General features: G+C 71.6%; 15 protein-coding genes. 7 read left to right on the top strand and 8 right to left on the bottom strand.

Going from position 1 to position 17,810, the window contains the following annotated elements; translation table 11 throughout:
- Nucleotides 1–94: 94 nt before the first annotated feature.
- Nucleotides 95–1,831 (top strand): DUF6055 domain-containing protein, encoded by a 1,737-nt coding sequence (locus tag ABTY62_RS28570; RefSeq protein ID WP_352132277.1) that lies wholly within the window; start codon nucleotides 95–97, stop codon nucleotides 1,829–1,831.
- 101 nt (nucleotides 1,832–1,932) lie between these two features.
- Here ABTY62_RS28570 and ABTY62_RS28565 read toward each other — a convergent pair whose 3' ends face one another.
- Both ABTY62_RS28565 and ABTY62_RS28560 read right to left on the bottom strand, forming a co-directional pair.
- A complete protein-coding gene (locus ABTY62_RS28565) occupies nucleotides 1,933–3,801 on the bottom strand; it encodes a glycoside hydrolase family 9 protein (protein WP_352132293.1) in 1,869 nt (622 codons plus the stop codon).
- A 214-nt stretch (nucleotides 3,802–4,015) separates the two neighbouring features.
- Nucleotides 4,016–4,948, bottom strand: coding sequence for a DUF8832 domain-containing protein (locus tag ABTY62_RS28560; protein WP_352132276.1), 933 nt, complete (start codon nucleotides 4,946–4,948; stop codon nucleotides 4,016–4,018).
- A gap of 202 nt (nucleotides 4,949–5,150) precedes the next feature.
- Here ABTY62_RS28560 and ABTY62_RS28555 point away from each other — a divergent pair, with 202 nt between their 5' ends.
- The 4 genes from ABTY62_RS28555 (at nucleotide 5,151) to ABTY62_RS28540 (ending at nucleotide 9,190) form a co-directional block, all read left to right on the top strand.
- Nucleotides 5,151–5,417, top strand: a complete 267-nt coding sequence (locus ABTY62_RS28555; protein WP_311728997.1) for a heavy-metal-associated domain-containing protein — start codon at nucleotides 5,151–5,153, stop codon at nucleotides 5,415–5,417.
- Nucleotides 5,418–5,486: 69 nt separating this feature from the next.
- Nucleotides 5,487–7,763 (top strand): heavy metal translocating P-type ATPase, encoded by a 2,277-nt coding sequence (locus ABTY62_RS28550; RefSeq protein WP_352132275.1) that lies wholly within the window; start codon nucleotides 5,487–5,489, stop codon nucleotides 7,761–7,763.
- A gap of 144 nt (nucleotides 7,764–7,907) precedes the next feature.
- Nucleotides 7,908–8,279, top strand: a complete 372-nt coding sequence (locus ABTY62_RS28545) for a BlaI/MecI/CopY family transcriptional regulator (protein WP_352132274.1) — start codon at nucleotides 7,908–7,910, stop codon at nucleotides 8,277–8,279.
- Nucleotides 8,276–9,190, top strand: coding sequence for a M56 family metallopeptidase (locus ABTY62_RS28540; protein WP_352132273.1), 915 nt, complete (start codon nucleotides 8,276–8,278; stop codon nucleotides 9,188–9,190). Before ABTY62_RS28545 ends, ABTY62_RS28540 begins: the two co-directional genes overlap by 4 nt.
- A gap of 74 nt (nucleotides 9,191–9,264) precedes the next feature.
- Here ABTY62_RS28540 and ABTY62_RS28535 read toward each other — a convergent pair whose 3' ends face one another.
- From ABTY62_RS28535 to ABTY62_RS28515, 5 genes are all read right to left on the bottom strand, one after another.
- The gene (locus ABTY62_RS28535) at nucleotides 9,265–10,566 is read right to left on the bottom strand and encodes an MFS transporter (protein WP_352132272.1); all 1,302 of its coding nucleotides are present in this window, start codon (nucleotides 10,564–10,566) and stop codon (nucleotides 9,265–9,267) included.
- Entirely contained in the window at nucleotides 10,563–11,681 is a 1,119-nt protein-coding gene (locus ABTY62_RS28530) for a PLP-dependent cysteine synthase family protein (RefSeq protein ID WP_352132271.1), read from the bottom strand. Before ABTY62_RS28530 ends, ABTY62_RS28535 begins: the two co-directional genes overlap by 4 nt.
- A 113-nt stretch (nucleotides 11,682–11,794) precedes the next feature.
- Entirely contained in the window at nucleotides 11,795–12,238 is a 444-nt protein-coding gene (locus tag ABTY62_RS28525) for a hypothetical protein (RefSeq protein ID WP_352132270.1), read from the bottom strand.
- Nucleotides 12,239–12,318: 80 nt separating this feature from the next.
- Nucleotides 12,319–13,842 carry a multicopper oxidase family protein gene (locus ABTY62_RS28520; RefSeq protein ID WP_352132269.1) on the bottom strand — a complete coding sequence of 508 codons (1,524 nt, stop codon included), beginning with the start codon at nucleotides 13,840–13,842 and terminating at the stop codon, nucleotides 12,319–12,321.
- Between the two features lie 92 nt (nucleotides 13,843–13,934).
- A complete protein-coding gene (locus ABTY62_RS28515) occupies nucleotides 13,935–14,384 on the bottom strand; it encodes a hypothetical protein (protein WP_352132268.1) in 450 nt (149 codons plus the stop codon).
- 131 nt (nucleotides 14,385–14,515) lie between these two features.
- Here ABTY62_RS28515 and ABTY62_RS28510 point away from each other — a divergent pair, with 131 nt between their 5' ends.
- Complete coding sequence (locus ABTY62_RS28510; protein ID WP_352132267.1) at nucleotides 14,516–15,373, top strand: DUF5134 domain-containing protein; 858 nt, start codon at nucleotides 14,516–14,518, stop codon at nucleotides 15,371–15,373.
- 25 nt (nucleotides 15,374–15,398) lie between these two features.
- Here the strand turns inward: ABTY62_RS28510 and ABTY62_RS28505 are convergent, their stop codons facing one another.
- Nucleotides 15,399–16,205 carry a helix-turn-helix transcriptional regulator gene (locus ABTY62_RS28505; RefSeq protein ID WP_352132266.1) on the bottom strand — a complete coding sequence of 269 codons (807 nt, stop codon included), beginning with the start codon at nucleotides 16,203–16,205 and terminating at the stop codon, nucleotides 15,399–15,401.
- A gap of 158 nt (nucleotides 16,206–16,363) precedes the next feature.
- On the opposite strand from ABTY62_RS28505, the gene ABTY62_RS28500 reads away from it, so the two are divergent.
- Complete coding sequence (locus ABTY62_RS28500) at nucleotides 16,364–17,809, top strand: MFS transporter (RefSeq protein WP_352132265.1); 1,446 nt, start codon at nucleotides 16,364–16,366, stop codon at nucleotides 17,807–17,809.
- Nucleotide 17,810 lies beyond the last annotated feature (1 nt).

The following is a 17,810-nucleotide window of genomic DNA, read 5'->3' as shown; positions in this document are numbered from 1 at the left end:
TTCCCTCGCCCCACGGGATTCCCATCGGAACGGAGGATCTGACATGAGATCCCTGTTATTGACATGGCCGCGACGATTAGTCGTGGCGGCGGCCATGCTGGCACTCACCGTCGCACTGGGCGTGACACCGGCGGCCGCGCGCCAGCAGGGACCGACGGCAGCGGCGGCCAAGACGGTGTACATCCCGCCCAGTTGGGCGGCCACGGGCGAGGTCCCGTGGGCCCAGAACAGAACCAAGGAGTCGAACAATTTCATTCTGCTGTGGGGGGAGAAGTCGGGCACCGATCCCAAGAACGCCTCCGGGCAGTACCGGTTCGACCCCGACAACATCCTCAGCCAGCTGGAGCAGTTGTACTCCTTCTACGTCAACACGCTGAAGTTCACGCCGGAGACGGGCCTGCTGGCCCAGCACAAGATCGACGTGATCATCACCCAGACCTGGAACAACAGCAACCTCAACGCCTGGGCCACGGGCGGCCAGGCCGACGGCCGGGTCGGCGTGATCAACATCGCCCCCGGCGCGGCCCAGCCCGGCTCCTGGGGACTGGCCCATGAGCTGGGCCATGTGTTCCAGAACTACACGTTCATGGGCAAGGGCGGCGGCGCCGGGCTGACCGACCCCTCGGCCGGGACGTTCTGGGAGACCGGCGCCGAGTACATGGCGATGCAGGTGTATCCGGACGGGGGCGCGGGCGATCTGACCCGGTTCCTGCGGACCGAGAACCTGGCCTACTCCTCCAGCCGGCACCACTACGGCAACTGGATGCTGGTGCAGTACCTGGTCGACCGCTACGGCGGGATGAAGACCTTCACCGACATCTGGAACCAGGCGAAGAACAACGAGCACCCGCTGGAGGCCTACCGGCGGATCAACAACCTCACCCAGGAGCAGCTGAACACCCGGGTCGCCGAGTACGGGCAGCGCCAGGTCACCTACGACTACTCCAACCGGTCCCACATCATGCCGTTCATCAACAACGTCTACGGCGCGGGCTTCATCAACGCGTACAACGGCGTCCCGGTGAACGCGGTCAACCAGGCCACCGGCCACTACGCCATCCCGGACGCGCTCGCCCCGTCCGACTACGGCTACAACAAGATCAAGCTGGTGCCCAGCAGCGACGGGGCGCTGATCAAACTGCACCTCAAGGGCCATGCCAACGGGGCGGCCGGGTCCGGCTGGTCCTACGGCTTCGTCGCGGTCAAGAACGGCACCCCGCGCTACGGGCCCGTCTCCACCAGCGCCGATGGTCAGCTCAGCTTCCAGACCCAGGCCGGTGAGAAGGAGGTGTACCTGGTGGTCACGGGCACCCCGACCACCGTGCACCACTACGCCTACCTGGACGGCTACACCAAGAACTACCGCTACCCGTACGAGTTCCGGATCAGCGGCGCCATCCCCTCCGGCTATGAGCCGGGCTACCAGAAGCCGGCCGCCACCGGCGGCGGACACTGGCACTCCAACGGCGGCGGCTGGGTCGACAACCGCGCCAACGTCGCCGCCACCGCCTATGTCGGGCCGCGCGCCGCGGTGTACGGCAACTCGACCGTCACCGGCAACGCCCGGATCGACGGCCTGTCCTGGGTCAACTCCGGCGCCACCGTCGGTGGCAACGTCGTGGTCAAGGACAACGCCATCGTCCAGGGCGGAGCCAATCTCTTCGGCAGCGTGGTCCTCGGCGGCGACGCCGAGATCGCCATCGGCTGCTCCTCGGGCACCTATCTGATGTTCAACCCGGACCGGGGCTGCGACGGCCGCGGCGGGGAAACGGACATCAACCCCGCCCACGGCACCTTCACCGACGACGAGCTGGCCATCACCATCTCGTAGCGCCATCGACCATCGCCCCGTGCCCCGTCAACCGCTGAGGGCGGCCGCGCCAGGTGCGCGGCCGCCCTCTGCGGCGTGGTGTCCCTCGGACGGACCGGGGCTCAGCCCCGGGCCGCCATGTCCTTGCCCAGGTTGTTGGCGTAGGAGGCGATCCAGGCCAGCGGGGCGTTCCAGTTGATGGTGATCTCGTTGGTCGAGAACGCCATGATGTTGTCGGTGTAGCACATCGCCGGTGCGCAGCCCTTCAGCTTCTTCTGGGAGACCGGGTCCTCCAGGCCGGAGTTCGGGCCTCCGGCCAGCGACCCGCGGGCCGGGTGCGGCAGCTTGGGGTCGATCTGGTGCGCCCAGAAGCGGTGGTGCTGGTTGTGGGAGCTCCGCTCGCCGTAGCCCGTGACATAGGACTGGTTGAGCGGGTTGGCGCCCAGCAGATAGTCCATGCCGCGCAGCACCGCGTCACGGTAGCGGGTCTTGCCGGTCAGGTCGTGTGCGGTGGCGAGCACGACCATGTTGTTCAGCACCTGGCTGTTGGAGCCCCACTCGTACTTGCCGTCCTTCGGCGCGTACGGGACGCCGTACGCCGACTTCTTCGATTCCGCGGCGTAACGGTCGGCGGCCCGGATCACCGTCTTGCGCACGTCGGCGCGCTGCTTGGCGGTGAGCTTGTTGGGCACGGTGGCCAGGTCGAGCTGTCCGAGGCCGGCGGTCGACGCCCAGGACACGGCGCTGGTGCGCGGGAAGAGCGCTTCGACGTCGCCGTGCAGCGGCGACTTGAGGAGCTCCGTGCGGTAGGCGTTGTCACCGGTGGTGATGAACAGCTCGGCCGCGGCCCAGTAGAACTCGTCGCTGACGTTGCTGTCGCCGTACGCGCCACCGCCCGTGGAGTCCTGGTCACTGGCGATCATGTTCGGGTTCGCCTTGGCAGCGGCCCAGGCGGTCTTGGCCACGTGCAGGCTGCGGGCGGCGAACTGCGGGTCGTAGGGCTTGAAGAGGCGGGCGCTCTGGGCGGCGGTGGCTGCCAGGTTGAGCGTGGCGGCGGTGGACGGCGCGTGCAGCTCGCGCTGCTGCTTGTCCTGGTCCGGCCGCGTCGGGAACCCGGTCCACTCCTTGTCGTGCACCTTATGGAACGCCATGCCGGCGAGCGGCTTGCCCTTCGGCACCTGCATGCGCATCAGGAAGTCCATCTCCCAGCGGGCCTCGTCGAGGATGTCCGGGACGCCGTTGCCGTGCTCGGGCACCCGGAGCTTGCCGTCGCCCAGCGGCTTGGCGTCGGCGCCCTTGGTGGTCTTGGTGCGCTCGAACTCCGACATCAGCTGGGCCACGGAGATACCGCCGTTGACGACGTACTTGCCCTGGTCGCCGGCGTCGTACCAGCCGCCGGAGACATTCCGGCGGTAGTCGCACACGCCCGTCTGGCACGGCACCTTGGTGTCGCCCCCGTGCAGGGCGGCCTTGTCGTGGCCCGCGGGGCGCGCGTACTTGCCGCCGACGATGTCGGCGTCGATCTTGATGCCGCTGCGGTTCTGGTAGAAGTACTGCAGCGAGTCACGGACCAGCGGGCTGTAGATGTTGTCATCGATGGAGAACGGTTCGCTCTGCTTCCCGTCGATGTTGATGGTGTAGCCCTTGCCCTTGGCGGTGACCTTGCTGAAGTCGAAGGTCTGCACGTTCTGCCTGGAGCTCGGGTCGACACCGGCGGGGGTCGTGGTCCCCTGCGCCCGCTTGGTGCCGTCGGCGGCCCGCAGGGTCCACTTCAGGGGCTTGGTGGCGCTGGTGACGACGGTGCCCTGCTTGGGGCCATGGGTGAGGTAGCCGACCTGGTTGACCCGCACCGGGGAACCGGTGTCGAGCTTGGGGCCGGTCTTGGCACCGGCCGTCTTGGCACCGCTCTGGGGGCCGTGGCCCACGGCCCCCGCCGCGGGCGCCGTCAGAGCGCCGAGCGCCAGGCCCGCGGCCACCGCCGCGCCCACCATGCGCTTGCGGCGGCGGCCGGGCTGATCGAGGGCGGGACGTACGCGAGAGGCAGGAGGAATCACGACTTCAGCTCTTCCGAAAGGGAATGGGGCGTATTACCGCGGAGAAATCCGCGGCGTCTTTTTCCATCCCTCGGAGGCTATGAAAATTACCTGGCCTGCATCTTCGTACGCTTAGCCGAAATCCGAATACACCAATTGAGAGAATTCCGACTCATTCAATTGAGGTAGGCGCGGCAGCGTGCACCGTGAAGGCCGCGGTGTGGACCCTGCCCTGGTGCTTGAAGTCCAGGAACAGGCGGTAGGCGCCGGCGCTCGGCGCCGTGGCCGTGAAGGAGATCTCGGGGCCGGGCTTCGTCTCTCCGTCTCCGGGCTCGCCGTTCGGGTGGACGTGCAGATAGGCGAGGTCGCCGGAGCGCAGGGCGACCAGGTGGCCGTAGGCGCCGAGGTAGGGCTGGAGGTCCCGCACCGGCTTGCCGTCCCGGGTGACGGTCAGGGTGAGCTCGCCGCTGCGGCCCGGCGTCAGCGCGCCGCCCAGCTCCACCTCGTAGCCGTCGACGGTGGCCTTGGTGTTCCGCGCGGGCAGCGCCGCCGGCTCGTATGCCCCGGAGACGGCCAGGTCGGCGCCGAGGGTGAGCCCTTCTCCGCCCTTGGGCCTGAAGTCGGCGAAGACCCGGTAACCGCCGGCCTCGGGCAGTTTCACGGGGGTGGACCAGGTGCCGTCGGCCGCCCTGGTCGGGTGCAGATGGCGGAAGGTCGCCAGGTCCTGTGAGGCGACGATCAGGTGCAGTTCCTTGTCGTGCTCGCGGGCGTACGCGGTGAGCGGGCGCCCCGTCCCGTCCCGTACGACGGAGAAGCGCAGGTCGGCGCGCTTGCCCGCCTCGAGGCGGGGAGTCCTCAGATCGAGGCTGTAGCCCCCTTCGGATATCTGGAGGCCCCCGGGCGGAGCGGACTCCTGGCCTCCGACATGGCCCTGCTCGTGACCTCCGTCACCACTCTCGCCGTGCGAGGGGGCCGAGTGTCCCTGGTGAGCCCCGCCCGACGGCTCGGGTGAGATCTCGCCGACCCCGCTGCCCACGCCGTACGCGGTGCCGAAGGTCGCGGCGAGCGCGGCGGCGAACGCGGCGATCCGCAGTCCGGTGTTCATGACGCACTCCTCGTCTTCCGGCCGCTCGTGCTCGCGGCCTCCGTGCCCACGCGGCGGAGCCGCATATCGTGACCTCAACATACCCCCCAGGGGTATGAAGTCAAGTTGGCCACAGCCTTGCGAAGGATACGGGTGGGGGGTATACAGGAACACGCCACAGCGATACCCCACCAGGGTATCTCGATCGACGACGGAGGATCCCATGTCGGACTGCTGCACCCCCGAGGGAAGCTGCCACACCACGTCCACCACCCGGTACCGGGTCGAGGGCGTCGGCAGCGCTCACTGCCAGGGCGTCGTCGCCAAGGCGGTGGGCGCCCTGGACGACGTCAAGGCCGTCGAGGTCGAGATCGGCACCGGCCTGGTGACCGTGACGAGCTCCGCCGCGCCCGACGAGGCGTTCGACCAGCTGCTCGCCAAGACCGTCGACGAGGCGGGCTACGCCTTCGCCGGCCGAGCCGACGCCTGACCCGCCCCACCCGGGCGGGGCCACCGGCCACGGCCCCGCCCGCCATCCCGTGAGCTGCGAGGAGCACACATGACCACCACCACGCCCGGCGCCGCCGAGGTCGAACTCGCCATTGGCGGCATGACCTGCGCCTCATGCGCGGCCCGGATCGAGAAGAAGCTCAATCGCATGGACGGGGTCGAGGCCACCGTCAACTACGCCACCGAGAAGGCGAAGGTCACCTTCCGGGAGGACATCGCCGTCGCCGACCTGATCTCCACCGTCGAGGCCACCGGCTACACCGCGCGGGAGCCCGAGCCGGACCGCGGGCGCACCGGGTCCGCGTCCGACGGCGGCGCGGACGCGGAGGAGGAGGCGTCCGACGAGCTGCGGCCGCTGCGACAGCGGCTGACCACCGCCGTCGCGCTCGCCGTCCCCGTGATCGCGATGGCCATGGTCCCGGCGCTCCAGTTCGAGTACTGGCAGTGGCTGTCGCTGACGCTGGCGGCGCCCGTGGTGACCTACGCCGCCTGGCCCTTCCACCGGGCGGCCTGGACCAACGCCCGGCACGGCGCGGCCACCATGGACACCCTGATCTCCGTGGGCACGAGCGCGGCGTTCCTGTGGTCGCTGTGGGCCCTGTTCTTCGGCACGGCCGGTACGCCCGGCATGACCCACCCCTTCGAGTTCACCATCGCCCGCACCGACGGCGCCGGGAACATCTATCTGGAGGCCGCGGCAGGCGTCACCGCCTTCATCCTGGCCGGCCGCTATTTCGAGGCGCGGTCCAAGCGCAAGGCGGGGGCGGCGCTCAGGGCGCTGATGGAGCTGGGCGCCAAGGAGGTCACCGTCCTGCGCGGCGGCCGCGAGGAGCTGATCCCGGTCGGCGAGCTGAAGGTCGGCGACCGGTTCCTGGTCCGGCCCGGGGAGAAGATCGCCACCGACGGCACGGTCGTCGAGGGGTCCTCCGCGGTCGACGCCTCCATGCTCACCGGCGAATCCGTGCCCGTCGAGGTCGGTGCGGGGGACGGCGTCACCGGCGCCACGCTCAACGCCGGAGGCCGCCTGGTCGTCGAGGCAACCCGGGTCGGCGCCGACACCCAGCTCGCCCGCATGGCCAAGCTGGTGGAGGACGCGCAGAACGGCAAGGCCGCCGCCCAGCGGCTCGCCGACAAGATCTCCGCGGTCTTCGTCCCGGTCGTCATCGCCCTGGCGCTCGGCACCCTGGGCTTCTGGCTCGGCAACGGCGCGGGCCTGTCCGCCGCCTTCACCGCCGCGGTCGCCGTCCTCATCATCGCCTGCCCCTGCGCCCTGGGCCTGGCCACCCCGACCGCGCTCATGGTCGGCACCGGGCGCGGCGCCCAGCTCGGCATCCTGATCAAGGGCCCCGAGGTCCTGGAGACCACGCGCAAGGTGGACACCATCGTCCTGGACAAGACCGGCACCGTCACCACCGGCCGGATGGCCCTGCTCGCCGTCCACACCGCCAAGGGCACGGACGAGACGGACGTCCTGCGGCTCGCGGGCGCCCTGGAGCACTCCTCGGAACACCCCATCGCCCAGGCCGTCGCCGCCGGCGCCACCGCCCGGGTGGGCGCCCTGCCCACCCCCGAGGACTTCGCCAACCTCGCCGGCCTCGGTGTCCAGGGCGTCGTCGAGGGCCACGCCGTGCTGGTCGGCCGCGAGAAGCTGCTGGCCGAATGGGCCATCTCGCTGCCCGCCGAACTGGAGCGCGCCAAGGCCGAGGCCGAGGCCACCGGGCGCACCGCCATCGCGGTCGCCTGGGACGGCGAGGCGCGTGCCGTCCTCGAGGTGGCGGACGCCGTCAAGGACACCAGCCCGGAGGCGATCAGCCGGCTGCGCTCCCTCGGCCTCACCCCCATCCTGCTGACCGGCGACAACCGGACCGTCGCCGAGGCGGTCGCCGCGGAGGTGGGCATAGCCCCCGAGCAGGTGATCGCCGAGGTCATGCCGCAGGACAAGGTGGATGTGGTCAAGCGGCTTCAGGGCGAGGGCCGTTCGGTGGCGATGGTCGGCGACGGGGTCAACGACGCGGCCGCGCTCGCCCAGGCCGACCTCGGGCTGGCGATGGGCACCGGAACCGACGCCGCCATCGAGGCGGGCGATCTGACCCTGGTGCGCGGCGACCTCAGGGCGGCGGCGGACGCCATCCGCCTCTCCCGCAAGACGCTGGGCACCATCAGGTCCAACCTCTTCTGGGCCTTCGCCTACAACGTCGCCGCGCTCCCCCTCGCGGCCTCCGGGCTCCTCAACCCGATGATCGCCGGGGCCGCCATGGCCTTCTCCTCCGTGTTCGTGGTCGGCAACAGCCTCCGGCTGCGGGGCTTCCAGCCGGCGGACAGGTGAGCCGGCGACGGCGATCCGCCCGGCGGTAACGGCCTCACGGAGCAGCAGCGGGCCGCGCTCGGCATGTCGGCCTCGGGCATGAAGGACGAGAAGATCGCCCTACGATGGCCCTTCGTACGGGGTGCCGGAGAGGGAGGAACGGCCATGCGGCGGTTGGGGGAACTGGAGGCGGAGATCATGGACCGCCTGTGGAAGTGGAAGCGCCCGGCGACGGTCCGCGACATCGTGGACGACATCAACAGGACGCGGCCCCTCGCCTACACCACTGTGCTGACCGTGGCCAACATCCTTCATGCGAAAGGCTGGCTCCTGCGCGAGAAGAAGCAGGGCAGAGCCTGGCTGTACGAGCCGGTCCGCACCCGCGAGGAGTACTCCGCGGCCATGATGGAGGACGCCCTGGGCGCGAGCGAGGACCGTCCGGCAGCGCTCGCCCACTTCGTCGGGCAGATGTCACCCACCGAGGTGGCCGCGCTGCGCGAGGCCCTGAGGACCGCCGGACGGCACACGGACACATGACCGCGGTCCCGGCATTGATCGGCTACGCGGCGGCGGTCGGCCTCCTCGCACCCCGGCTGATGCTGCGCGGCTGGGCCCACCGCTCGCCCGCGCTCGCCGTCTTCGCCTGGCACGCGCTGGCCGTGTCGTTCACGACCGCGGTGGCTCTTGCCGCCTATCACCTGGCCCTCCCGGCCCCGCACCGCCACCCGGGAGCGGCCGGTTTCCTGCACGCCTGCGGGCCGGCCGACACCCCGGAGAGCGGCGTGTCGACCCCGGGCATCGCGGACGCCCTCGCCATCGCCGTGCCCGCCGCCGTATCGCTGGTTCTCCTGGGATCGTTCGCCTTGGAGGTGGCGCACGCGCGGTGGCGACGCTCGCGCCATCTGCGCGTCCTGGACGTCGTCGGCCGCCACTCGGCAGCGCTGCGGGCCACCGTCCTGGACCATGACCTGCCCACCGCCTACAGCCTGCCCGGCCTGCGCTCCCGGGTCGTCGTCAGCCGGGGCGCCCTGAGCCTGCTCACCGCGGACCAGCTCGACGCCGTACTGGAACACGAGCGCGGCCATATCGCCGGCCGCCACCACCTGGCCCTGGCCGCCGCCGAGGCGTTCGCCCGCACCTTCCGCCGACTGCCGCTGGCCCGGCACGCCAGGGAACAGACCGCGATCCTCCTGGAGATGGTCGCTGACGACCGCGCCCTGCGCCGCCAGCCGCGCGCGGTGCTCGCGGCGGCCATGTGCGACATGGCCGCCGCGAGGACACCCCGGGGCGCGTTCGCCATGGGCGGCGCCGACGTACTCATACGGCTCCGGCGCGTACTGGCTCCGCGGCGCCGCCCCCATCCGGCGCTGTCGGCCGCGATGGCCGTCGGCGTGACGGCGGTTCCGGTGCTCCCTTTCCTGGTCGGTTGCCCCCCGGTCCTCGGATAGTTCCCACCGGCCGGTCGAGGGGCGGCGGACGGTGCCGGGAACCGTCCGCCGCCCGTTTCCCGTCCGTGGCCCCCTCAGGCCGCCGCGGGCCGCGCCCGGGGAGCGGGCATCGCCGCGAGGCGGCCGGTGTGGTGCAGCCCGTACAGCGCGGCCGCGCACGCCACGCCCAGCGCGAGCAGCGCGCACCACGGCAGCGCGGACATCCCCGCCGCCCGGGCCGCGTCCAGCGCGGCGCCGGTGAGCAGGTTGCCGAGGGTGATGCCCACCCCGCAGATGGTGTTGTAGAGCCCGTAGTGGGTGGCCACGAGCCGGTCGCCCGAGAGCCGGACGATGGTGTCCATCTCGAAGGGGTAGGCGATCATCGTCCCCAGGGCGAGTGACAGCGCCGAGAGCGCGGGCGGAACGGCCGCGAGCAGCCACCGGTCCACCCCGCCCGCCGGCTCCGGAACGGCGGTCGCCAGCAGCAGTGGCACAAACGCCGCGCCCATGGTGAACAGCCCCCAGGCCAGCGCCCGCCCCGGCGCCATCCGCGCCTTGCACCAGGCCGTGACCTTCGTCTGCCCGAGGATGGTGGCGAGGCCCGAGACGGCGAACAGCAACGCCACCGCCGCGGTCCCGCCCGCGCCCTGGCCGCCCAGGCGGCGCACCTCGAGCGGCAGGGCCAGATAGACCTGGAACGACAGCACATACGAGCCGATCATGGCGGCGGAGAAGAGCAGGAACGGCCGGTTGGCCACCACGTCCCGCCACTGCGACAGCACCGTCTCGCGCGCGGCGTCCCGGCCGTCCTTGGCGTCATCGGCCCGGCGGGACGGCAGCGCCCGGATCTGGACGACGCTGAGGACGGCGAAGACGGCCGCGGCCGTCAGGCAGGTGACGCGGAAGTCGATGCCGGTCAGCACCATGCCCACCAGCGGGCCGAGCAGGATACCGGCCTGGTAGAAGACGTTGAACAGCGCGAACGCCTCCACCCGGCGCTCCCCCGCGTCCGCCGCGACATACGCCCGTACGGCGGGGTTGAACAGCGCTCCGGCGAGCCCGGCGGCCGCCGAGGCGGCGAGCAGCGCGGGCAGGGAGTCCACGAGCCCGAGGGCCGCGAACCCGGCGGTGCGCAGCACGCATCCGGCGACGATCAGTGGCTTGTAGCCGAACCGGTCGGCCAGGGTGCCGCCGACCAGGAACATGCCCTGCTGGCTGAAGTTGCGCACCCCCAGGATCAGCCCGACCAGCCAGCCGGCCAGTCCGAGGGTTCCGGACAGATGGGCGGCCAGGTAGGGCATGAGCATGTAGAAGCCGAGATTGATGGTGAACTGGTTCACCATCAGCAGCCGGACGCTGCGCTCGTAGGAGCGCGCCTGTGTGAACAGCGCCTTCACCGGACCTCCTCCGCACCGGTGTTCCGCGGGGCGCGGGGGCGGGAGAGGGGGTCGACCACGGTGGTGCACCGGGTCCAGCGGATGACCTCCTTCTCGTCGAGGCTGCCGATGACCTCCGGTTCCGGTGCCGGGGGTGAGCCGAGCAGACCGTGGGCGGCGCAGTAGTCGTCGTCGTAGACCGTCCCCAGGTAGCGCTGCGGGCCGTCGGGGAAGACGGTCACGATCCGGGTGTCCGCGGTGCTGGTCCGGGCGAGCCATCCGGCCACCAGGGCGACCGCTCCGACGCTCCACCCCCCGGTGGCGTAGTGGGACACGGCCAGCCGGCGGCAGGCCCACACCGCCTCCGCCGGCGCCACCCAGTGCACTTCGGAGAACAGCTCGTAGGCGACGTTGCGGGGGTAGATGCTGGATCCCAGCCCGCGCATGAGACGGGGCCTGGCGGGCTGGCCGAAGATGGTCGAGCCGGTGGTGTCGACCCCGACGACCCTCAGCGCGGGGTAGAGCCGGCGCAGGACGCGGGAGACGCCCGCGGAGTGGCCGCCGGTGCCGACGCTGCACACCAGGACGTCGATATGGCCGAGTTCGGCGGCCAGTTCGAGCGCGAGCGGGGTGTAGGCGGCGACGTTGTCGGGGTTGTTGTACTGGTCCGGACACCACGATCCGGGGTGCAGGTCCCGCAGGCGCTGGACGCGGTCGCGGCGGGCCTGCTGCCAGCCGCCGGCGGGATGGGGTTCGGCGACGACATCGACCTGGGCGCCGTACGCGGTCAGCAGCCGGGTCATGGACGGCTCGAGGCCCGGGTCGGTGACCAGGGTGACCGGGTGGCCGTGGACCATGCCGGCCAGGGCGAGTCCCAGCCCCAGGGTGCCACTGGTGGACTCGATGATCCGGCCGCCGGGCCGCAGATCGCCACGGGCCCGGGCCCGTTCGACCATGTGCAGCCCGGGGCGGTCCTTGATGCCGCCTGGGTTGAAGCCCTCCAGCTTGGCCCAGAAGCCGCGCCCGGCCGGGGCGAGGGGCGCGGACACCCGCAGCAGGGGGGTGTTGCCGACCAGTCCGGAGATGGCGGACCCGGCGGTGAGCGAACAGGGGTCGGTCGTGGTCGAGGATCGCATCGTCGTGTTCTCTCCGCGGAGCGTGAAAAGTGTCAGGTCGTCGTTGACCGCGTGACGGCCGGCCCCGTGGAGGGTTGGCTACCTCCCGGGGCCGTACCGCCGCGCGCAAGCGGTCACATACGACTGACGCACGCCATCCGGAGCACCTCGGCGCCGCGGCGCGGAGGGGATGCCATCGCGGAGCGGATCCCCGAACGAGCGTGGCCGGAGCAGGCGTTCAGCCCCGCCGCCCCCAGGACCGGAAGCCCCAGCGGCAGCATCCACAAGGACAGCGGCTCGACGCGGGCCGGGCCGTCGCACGGGTGCGCCATGGGGCCGCAGCAGCCACCGTCCGCCTCCGGGGCGCGGTGGTCGGACGCCCGGGTTTCGCCGCAGCGGTCGATGTCCACGGACTGGCCGACGGCACCGGACTCCCTGACGGACACCGGACCACGGTGTCCGTCAGGGGCGTGCAGGGCGCAGACGAACACATGGGCCACGGCGAACAGCGCCAGGCCCAGGAGCAACCCCGCCAACGAGCCGCGCTTCCCCGGCTCTTTCGCCACACCCCGGAACATGGGACCGATAGTAGCCACATGGGCACGCTATGCACGCATCATCCACTTTTGAGTGAATTGCCGGCGGATGGGCCTCAGGATCAGGCCCGATAGGCCACGAGCGCCATCATCCCGGCCTCACCGTGGTAGGCGTTGTGGCAGTGCAGCATCCACTGGCCGGGGTTGTCGGCATCGAAGTACACCGACAGCCGCTGCTTCGGCAGCACGATCGCGGTGTCCTTGCGCGGGCCGGCATTCCCGAGCTGGTAGGTGTGGCCGTGCAGATGCATCGGATGCCACATCTCCGTGCTGTTGACGAAGTCCAGCCGGACCCGGCTGCCCTCCTCGACCATGATCGGGGCGGCCGTCGGGTCGTGCATGTCGAAGGCCTTGCCGTTGATGGCCCAGTCGTACTTGGCCATGCCGCCGGTCAGCTCGACGCGGTGCACCCGGTCGGCCTTCTTCGACGGCAGCCGGACCTCGTCCGCGGCGCGGAGCCGGGACGCCGCCACGATCGCGCCGTTCAGTTCCCGGGGCCGTACGGTCGCCTTCGGCGCGGCGCCGGAGCCGGTACGGATCAGGGCCAGGCCGGCCGCGTCCTTGCCCTCGGCGAGCGCGACGAGCGGGAAGACGCCGTCGGCGAGCGTGACCAGGACGTCGTAGCGCTCCCCCATGCCGATCAGCAGGGCGTCGACCCGCTGATGCCCGACGGGGAAGCCGTCGGTGTGGGTGATGGTCAGCTGGTGGCCGCCGAGCGCCACGCGATAGGCGGTGTCCCCGCCCGCGTTGATGATCCGGAGGCGAACCCGCTTGCCGGGCTTGCCGCGGTACACGGCCGGATCGGCCGGCACCCGGCCGTTGATCAGATGGTGCGGGTAGTTCACATCACCGGCGTCACCGCCGAGCAGTTCGCTCTCGGCGCCCATCAGCATGAACTTCATCGACATGCCGCCGGAGCCGCCCATGTGCATCCCGTCCATGCCGCGCTTCACCTCGGCGAAGACCTGGTCGGGCGTGCCGGTGACGCCGTCGACCCAGTCGTCCAGGACCACGACCCACTCGTCGTCGTACGACAGCGGCTCCTTCGGGTCCTCGACGATCAGCGGGGCGTACAGTCCGCGGTCGAGCTGGACGCCGACGTGCGGATGGAAGAAGTAGGTCCCGGGGGCGTCGGCGATGAAGCGGTAGGTGTGGTTGGCTCCGGCCCGCACGGCCGTCTGAGTGACCGGGGGCACGCCGTCCATGTCGTTGCGCAGGGCGATGCCGTGCCAGTGGATGGACGTGGCGGTCCGGTCCGGCAGCTGGTTGGAGAGCTCGGCGGCCAGGGTGTCGCCCACCGACACCCGGAGCTCCTTTCCGGGGGTCCGGCCGGAGAAGGCCCAGCTCCGGGCCATGACACCGGCGCCGAGGTCCAGCGTGGCGGGCGCGGCGGTCAGGGTCGGCCGGTGCACCCGGCCGGTGCCGGCGCGCTTCTTCTCGGCGGCGGCGACCGCCGCGCCGGTCGGCTGGACCAACTCGGGGGCGCTCCCGGAGCCCTCGCCTGAGCCGCTGCACGCGGCGAGCGCTCCCGCGCCCGCGACGCCGAGCCCGGCCAGCAGGACGGAGCGACGGTTGATGCTGTTCATGGGGATGGTGTCCTCTTCTCGACATGCCTTCTGTTCGGTCGCGTGCGGGCACGGCTGTTCGCGCGCGGGCGCGCGGACGGCCGTGGGGCGGCCTACAGGAGCAGTCGGGAGAGGACGGAGAGGTCGGGCGGGGCGCGGCTCACGGTGCCGGGGACATCGCGCCCGGCCGGGGTGGCGCGGGTGTCGCGGCCGACGTCGACACGGAGTTCGGCGGGCGGGGCGATCTTGACCACGTCGACACCGGCGGTCGCGCAGTGCTGCATGGCCATGCCCGGACAGGGGCCGACATCGCTGTCCGCGACCGGAGCGGCGGGCCACGCGGCGCTGCCGTGCCCCGTCGCGTCCAATGGCGTCGCCGTGGCGGGCGCGTGGCCCATGCCCGGCATCCCGCTCATGGCGGTCGCGTGCGCCTGGGCGGAGACGGCGGCCGTCTCGTGGTGGACGAGCACGACGAGCGCGGCGAACAGCGCGATGACGACGACCCGCGTCCAGCGGACCGCGCCACCACGGGCGCGGATCCGCCGAGTACCGGCTGTCGTCATCGTTTCCGTCCGTGTTTCCGGTGGGTGCCGCCGCCAATATACCCCGCGGGGGTAAGACGGACCCACCCGCTGAACATTCTCCTAAGTCACTACGTACTAAGGACATCAGTAGTTGAGGGGAGCGGGAAGGGATGACGATGGAGACCGTGGCTCTGAGCTGGTCCGTGGCGGCGATCGCCGCACTGGTGGCCGCCGTCAGCATGGTCCGGATAGCGACCACCAGCGGCGAGACCCGCTTCGCGGCGGGGAGCGATCTGCTGATGGGCGTGTGCATGGCCGTCATGGCACTGCCCGCGACGACGGCCTGGTACGCGGGATACGGCATGTGGTGGGCCACCGTGTTCGCCCTCCTGGGGCTCGGCGGCGTGGCCATGGCCGTCAAACACACGCGTGAGTGCGGCTGGAGCCACGGCCGCCACTGGGTACACCTCATCGTCGGCAGCGCCGGAATGGCGATCATGACGCTCGCCATGACGACCACATCCTCAGGGCCGGTGCTCGCACTGGGCGGTTCTTCGATGGCCGGGATGCCGGGGATGGAGAACATGCCCGGCATGGAGCCGGCGCCACGCGACATGCCCGGGATGAGCATGCCGGGCATGACCGCCGCCGACACCACCACCGCCCATTCTTCGGGCTCCGTCTGGCGTTTCGTGATCGCGGGGCTCGCCGTGTACTTCCTGCTGTCGATCGGCGCGTCCGTGTGGGCCCGGGTCCGGGGCACCGGCCGCGGGCGTCCGGTCGGCCGCGAGGGCGGCCGGGGTCGCGGCTGGGGTCGCGGCTGGGGTCGCTGGCTGCTCGCCATGCCGGACACGGTCGTGGTGTTCCTGGCGTCGCTGACCCTCTCGGTGTGGGACCGGGCCAGGGCGACGGAACGGGGAAGCCACGGCCGTCGGCGCAGGCTCGGCGCGGCGCCTGACGCGGCCCTGGCCGCTCATATCGGCATGGGCGGAGCCATGTCCGCGATGCTGCTCATGATGGTGGCGTGACGGGCCTCACCTCGCGCGGCGTGGGTCATGTGTCGTCAGCGGCGCTCATGGCGGCCGCGTCGAAGGACACCTCGCCGCTGAGGTAGCGCTTCGGAGAGGTGCCGACGGTCCGGCGGAACGCGGCGAGGAACGCGCTCGGGGTCGCGTATCCCACCGCGTGTGCGACACGGGACACCGGCCGGCCCTCGGCGAGGAGGGGCAGCGCTGCACGCAGCCGCGCATGGGTGCGCCAGCGGTCGAAGCTCATGCCGGTGTCCTGGACGAACAGCCGGGTCAGGGTGCGTCGGCTCACACCGGCGGCCCGTGCGTGCGCCTCCAGACCGCGGCGGTCGGAGGGATCGGCGAGCAGGGCGTCGGCCACGGCGCGCACACGGTCGTCGACGGGCCGCGGCACGTCGATGGGCAGGGCGGGCAACGGACGGAGCAGGTCCGGCAGGACCGCCTCGGCGCGCAGCCGCGCGTCGTCGGCGAGGTCCTCGCGACCGAGGTAGGTGATCAGGTGGGCGAGCAGCCCGTCGACACCGACCGGCATGGGTTCGGTCCAGTCCAGACCGCACCGCGCCTGCGCGACGTAGACGCTGCACAGGACCGCCTCGCGGGTCGCGCCGGCCCGGTGGACCACCCCGGCCGGCACCCACAGCGCCCGGGTCGGCGGCAGCACCCAGTAGGTGTCGTCCACGGCGACGCCGAGCACACCGCGCCGCGTCCAGGCCAGCATGTGGTGTTCCGGATGGCTGTGCGCGGAAATCCACTCCCCCGACAACAGCGGAAACTTCCCGACGACGATCGCGCCGACCCCCGGTGGGACGGCACGCGAGACTTCCTCGGTCATGCGGCACAGCGTATGGCCTCAACGCGATATGACATGGCCTCATGGCGGATGGTGGCCAACTCGGCTCGTGCATAGCGTCGTCGTATGCCGATCGCACCTTCGCGCCCAGCGCGCCGCCCCGATACGCGTCCGCAGCCGAACCCGGCGGGACGGCCGTCATGACCACCACGCCTCATGCCCGGACCACGGCCGCGAACCGTCGCCGACTCGCGCTCGTCGTGCTGTGTTTCGTGCAGTTCATGCTCGTCCTGGACGACACGGTGGTGAACGTCGCCCTGCCCAGCATCCGGAACGATCTCGGCTTCGGCGCCGCGGGGCTGGCCTGGGTGGCGGGCGCGTACTACCTCTCCTTCGGCGGGCTGCTGTTGCTGTTCGGCCGCGCGGCCGACCTGCTGGGACGCCGGCGCGTCTTCCTCGGCGGCGTGGCGCTGTTCGGCGCCGCGAGCCTGTTCTGCGGGCTGGCCCAGGAGCCCTGGCAACTCGTCACCGGGCGGTTCGTCCAGGGTGCCGGCGCGGCCATGGCCGGCCCGGCCGCGCTGTCACTGATCACCCTCCTGTTCCCCGGCACCGAGGAGCGGGCCAAGGCGCTCGGTGTGTGGGGCGGCATCGCGGGGCTGGGCGGCACGATGGGCCTGGTGATCTCCGGCGCCCTGACCGGTCTCACGTCCTGGCGCTGGATCTTCCTGATCAACCTGCCGGTGGCCGCCGTGGCCCTCGCGCTCCTCCCCCGGCTGGTCGCCGAGAGCCGGGCTCCCGGCCGGGTACGTCCGGACGTCCCCGGAGCGGTCCTGGGCACCGGCGCCCTGCTGTCCCTGGTCTACGGTCTGACCCGGGCCGGGGAGTCGGGCTGGGGCGACCCGCTCTCCGTCACGTCCGTGGTACTCGCCGTCGTCCTGGCCCTCGCGTTCCTCGCGGTGGAGTCCCGTACGGCCGAGCCACTGGTGCCGCTCGCGTTCCTCTCCTTCCGCACCCGGGCCGTCGCCAACGCCGCGACTCTGCTGTTCTCCGCGGCCTTCTTCGCGATGGCGTTCCTGCTGATGGTCCACCTCCAGACCGTGCTCGACTACGACCCGCTCACGGCCGGAGTCGCGTATCTGCCCTACGGCGCCGGCATCCTCGCGGGGATATGGCTCTCGTCCCGTGCCGTCATCGGGTTCGGGGTGCGCCGGACCCTCGTCGGGTCGTTCCTGATCTGCTCGGCCGGCCTGCTGCTGCTCTCCGGCGTGGCGCCGAGCGACGGCTACGCCTCCGGGGTGCTGCCGGGCATGCTCGTCACCAGCCTGGGCTGCGGACTGAGCCTGCCCGCTCTCACCGTCGCCGCGGTGACGGGCACCACCGAGGAGAACGCCGGGCTCGGCTCGGCCCTGCTGAGCTCGGTCCAACAGGTCGGCGGCGCGGTGGGGCTGGCGGTCCTGGTCTCCCTGGCCACCCGGCGCAGCGAGGCCCTGACCGCTGAGCGGGGCCCCGAGCGCGCCGCCACGGAGGGCTTCTCCCTCGCCCTGACCGTCGCGGCCGCCCTGCTCGCACTCGGTGCCGTCCTCGTGGCCGCCTTGCTCGGCAAGGACCACCGACGAGAACCCGCGCTCGAGGCCGACCGGGCGTGAG

The sequence above is a fragment of the Streptomyces sp. NPDC097640 genome, from assembly GCF_040302705.1.
Lineage (GTDB): Bacteria > Actinomycetota > Actinomycetes > Streptomycetales > Streptomycetaceae > Streptomyces.
This window is presented reverse-complemented; position numbering and strand designations above follow the sequence as displayed.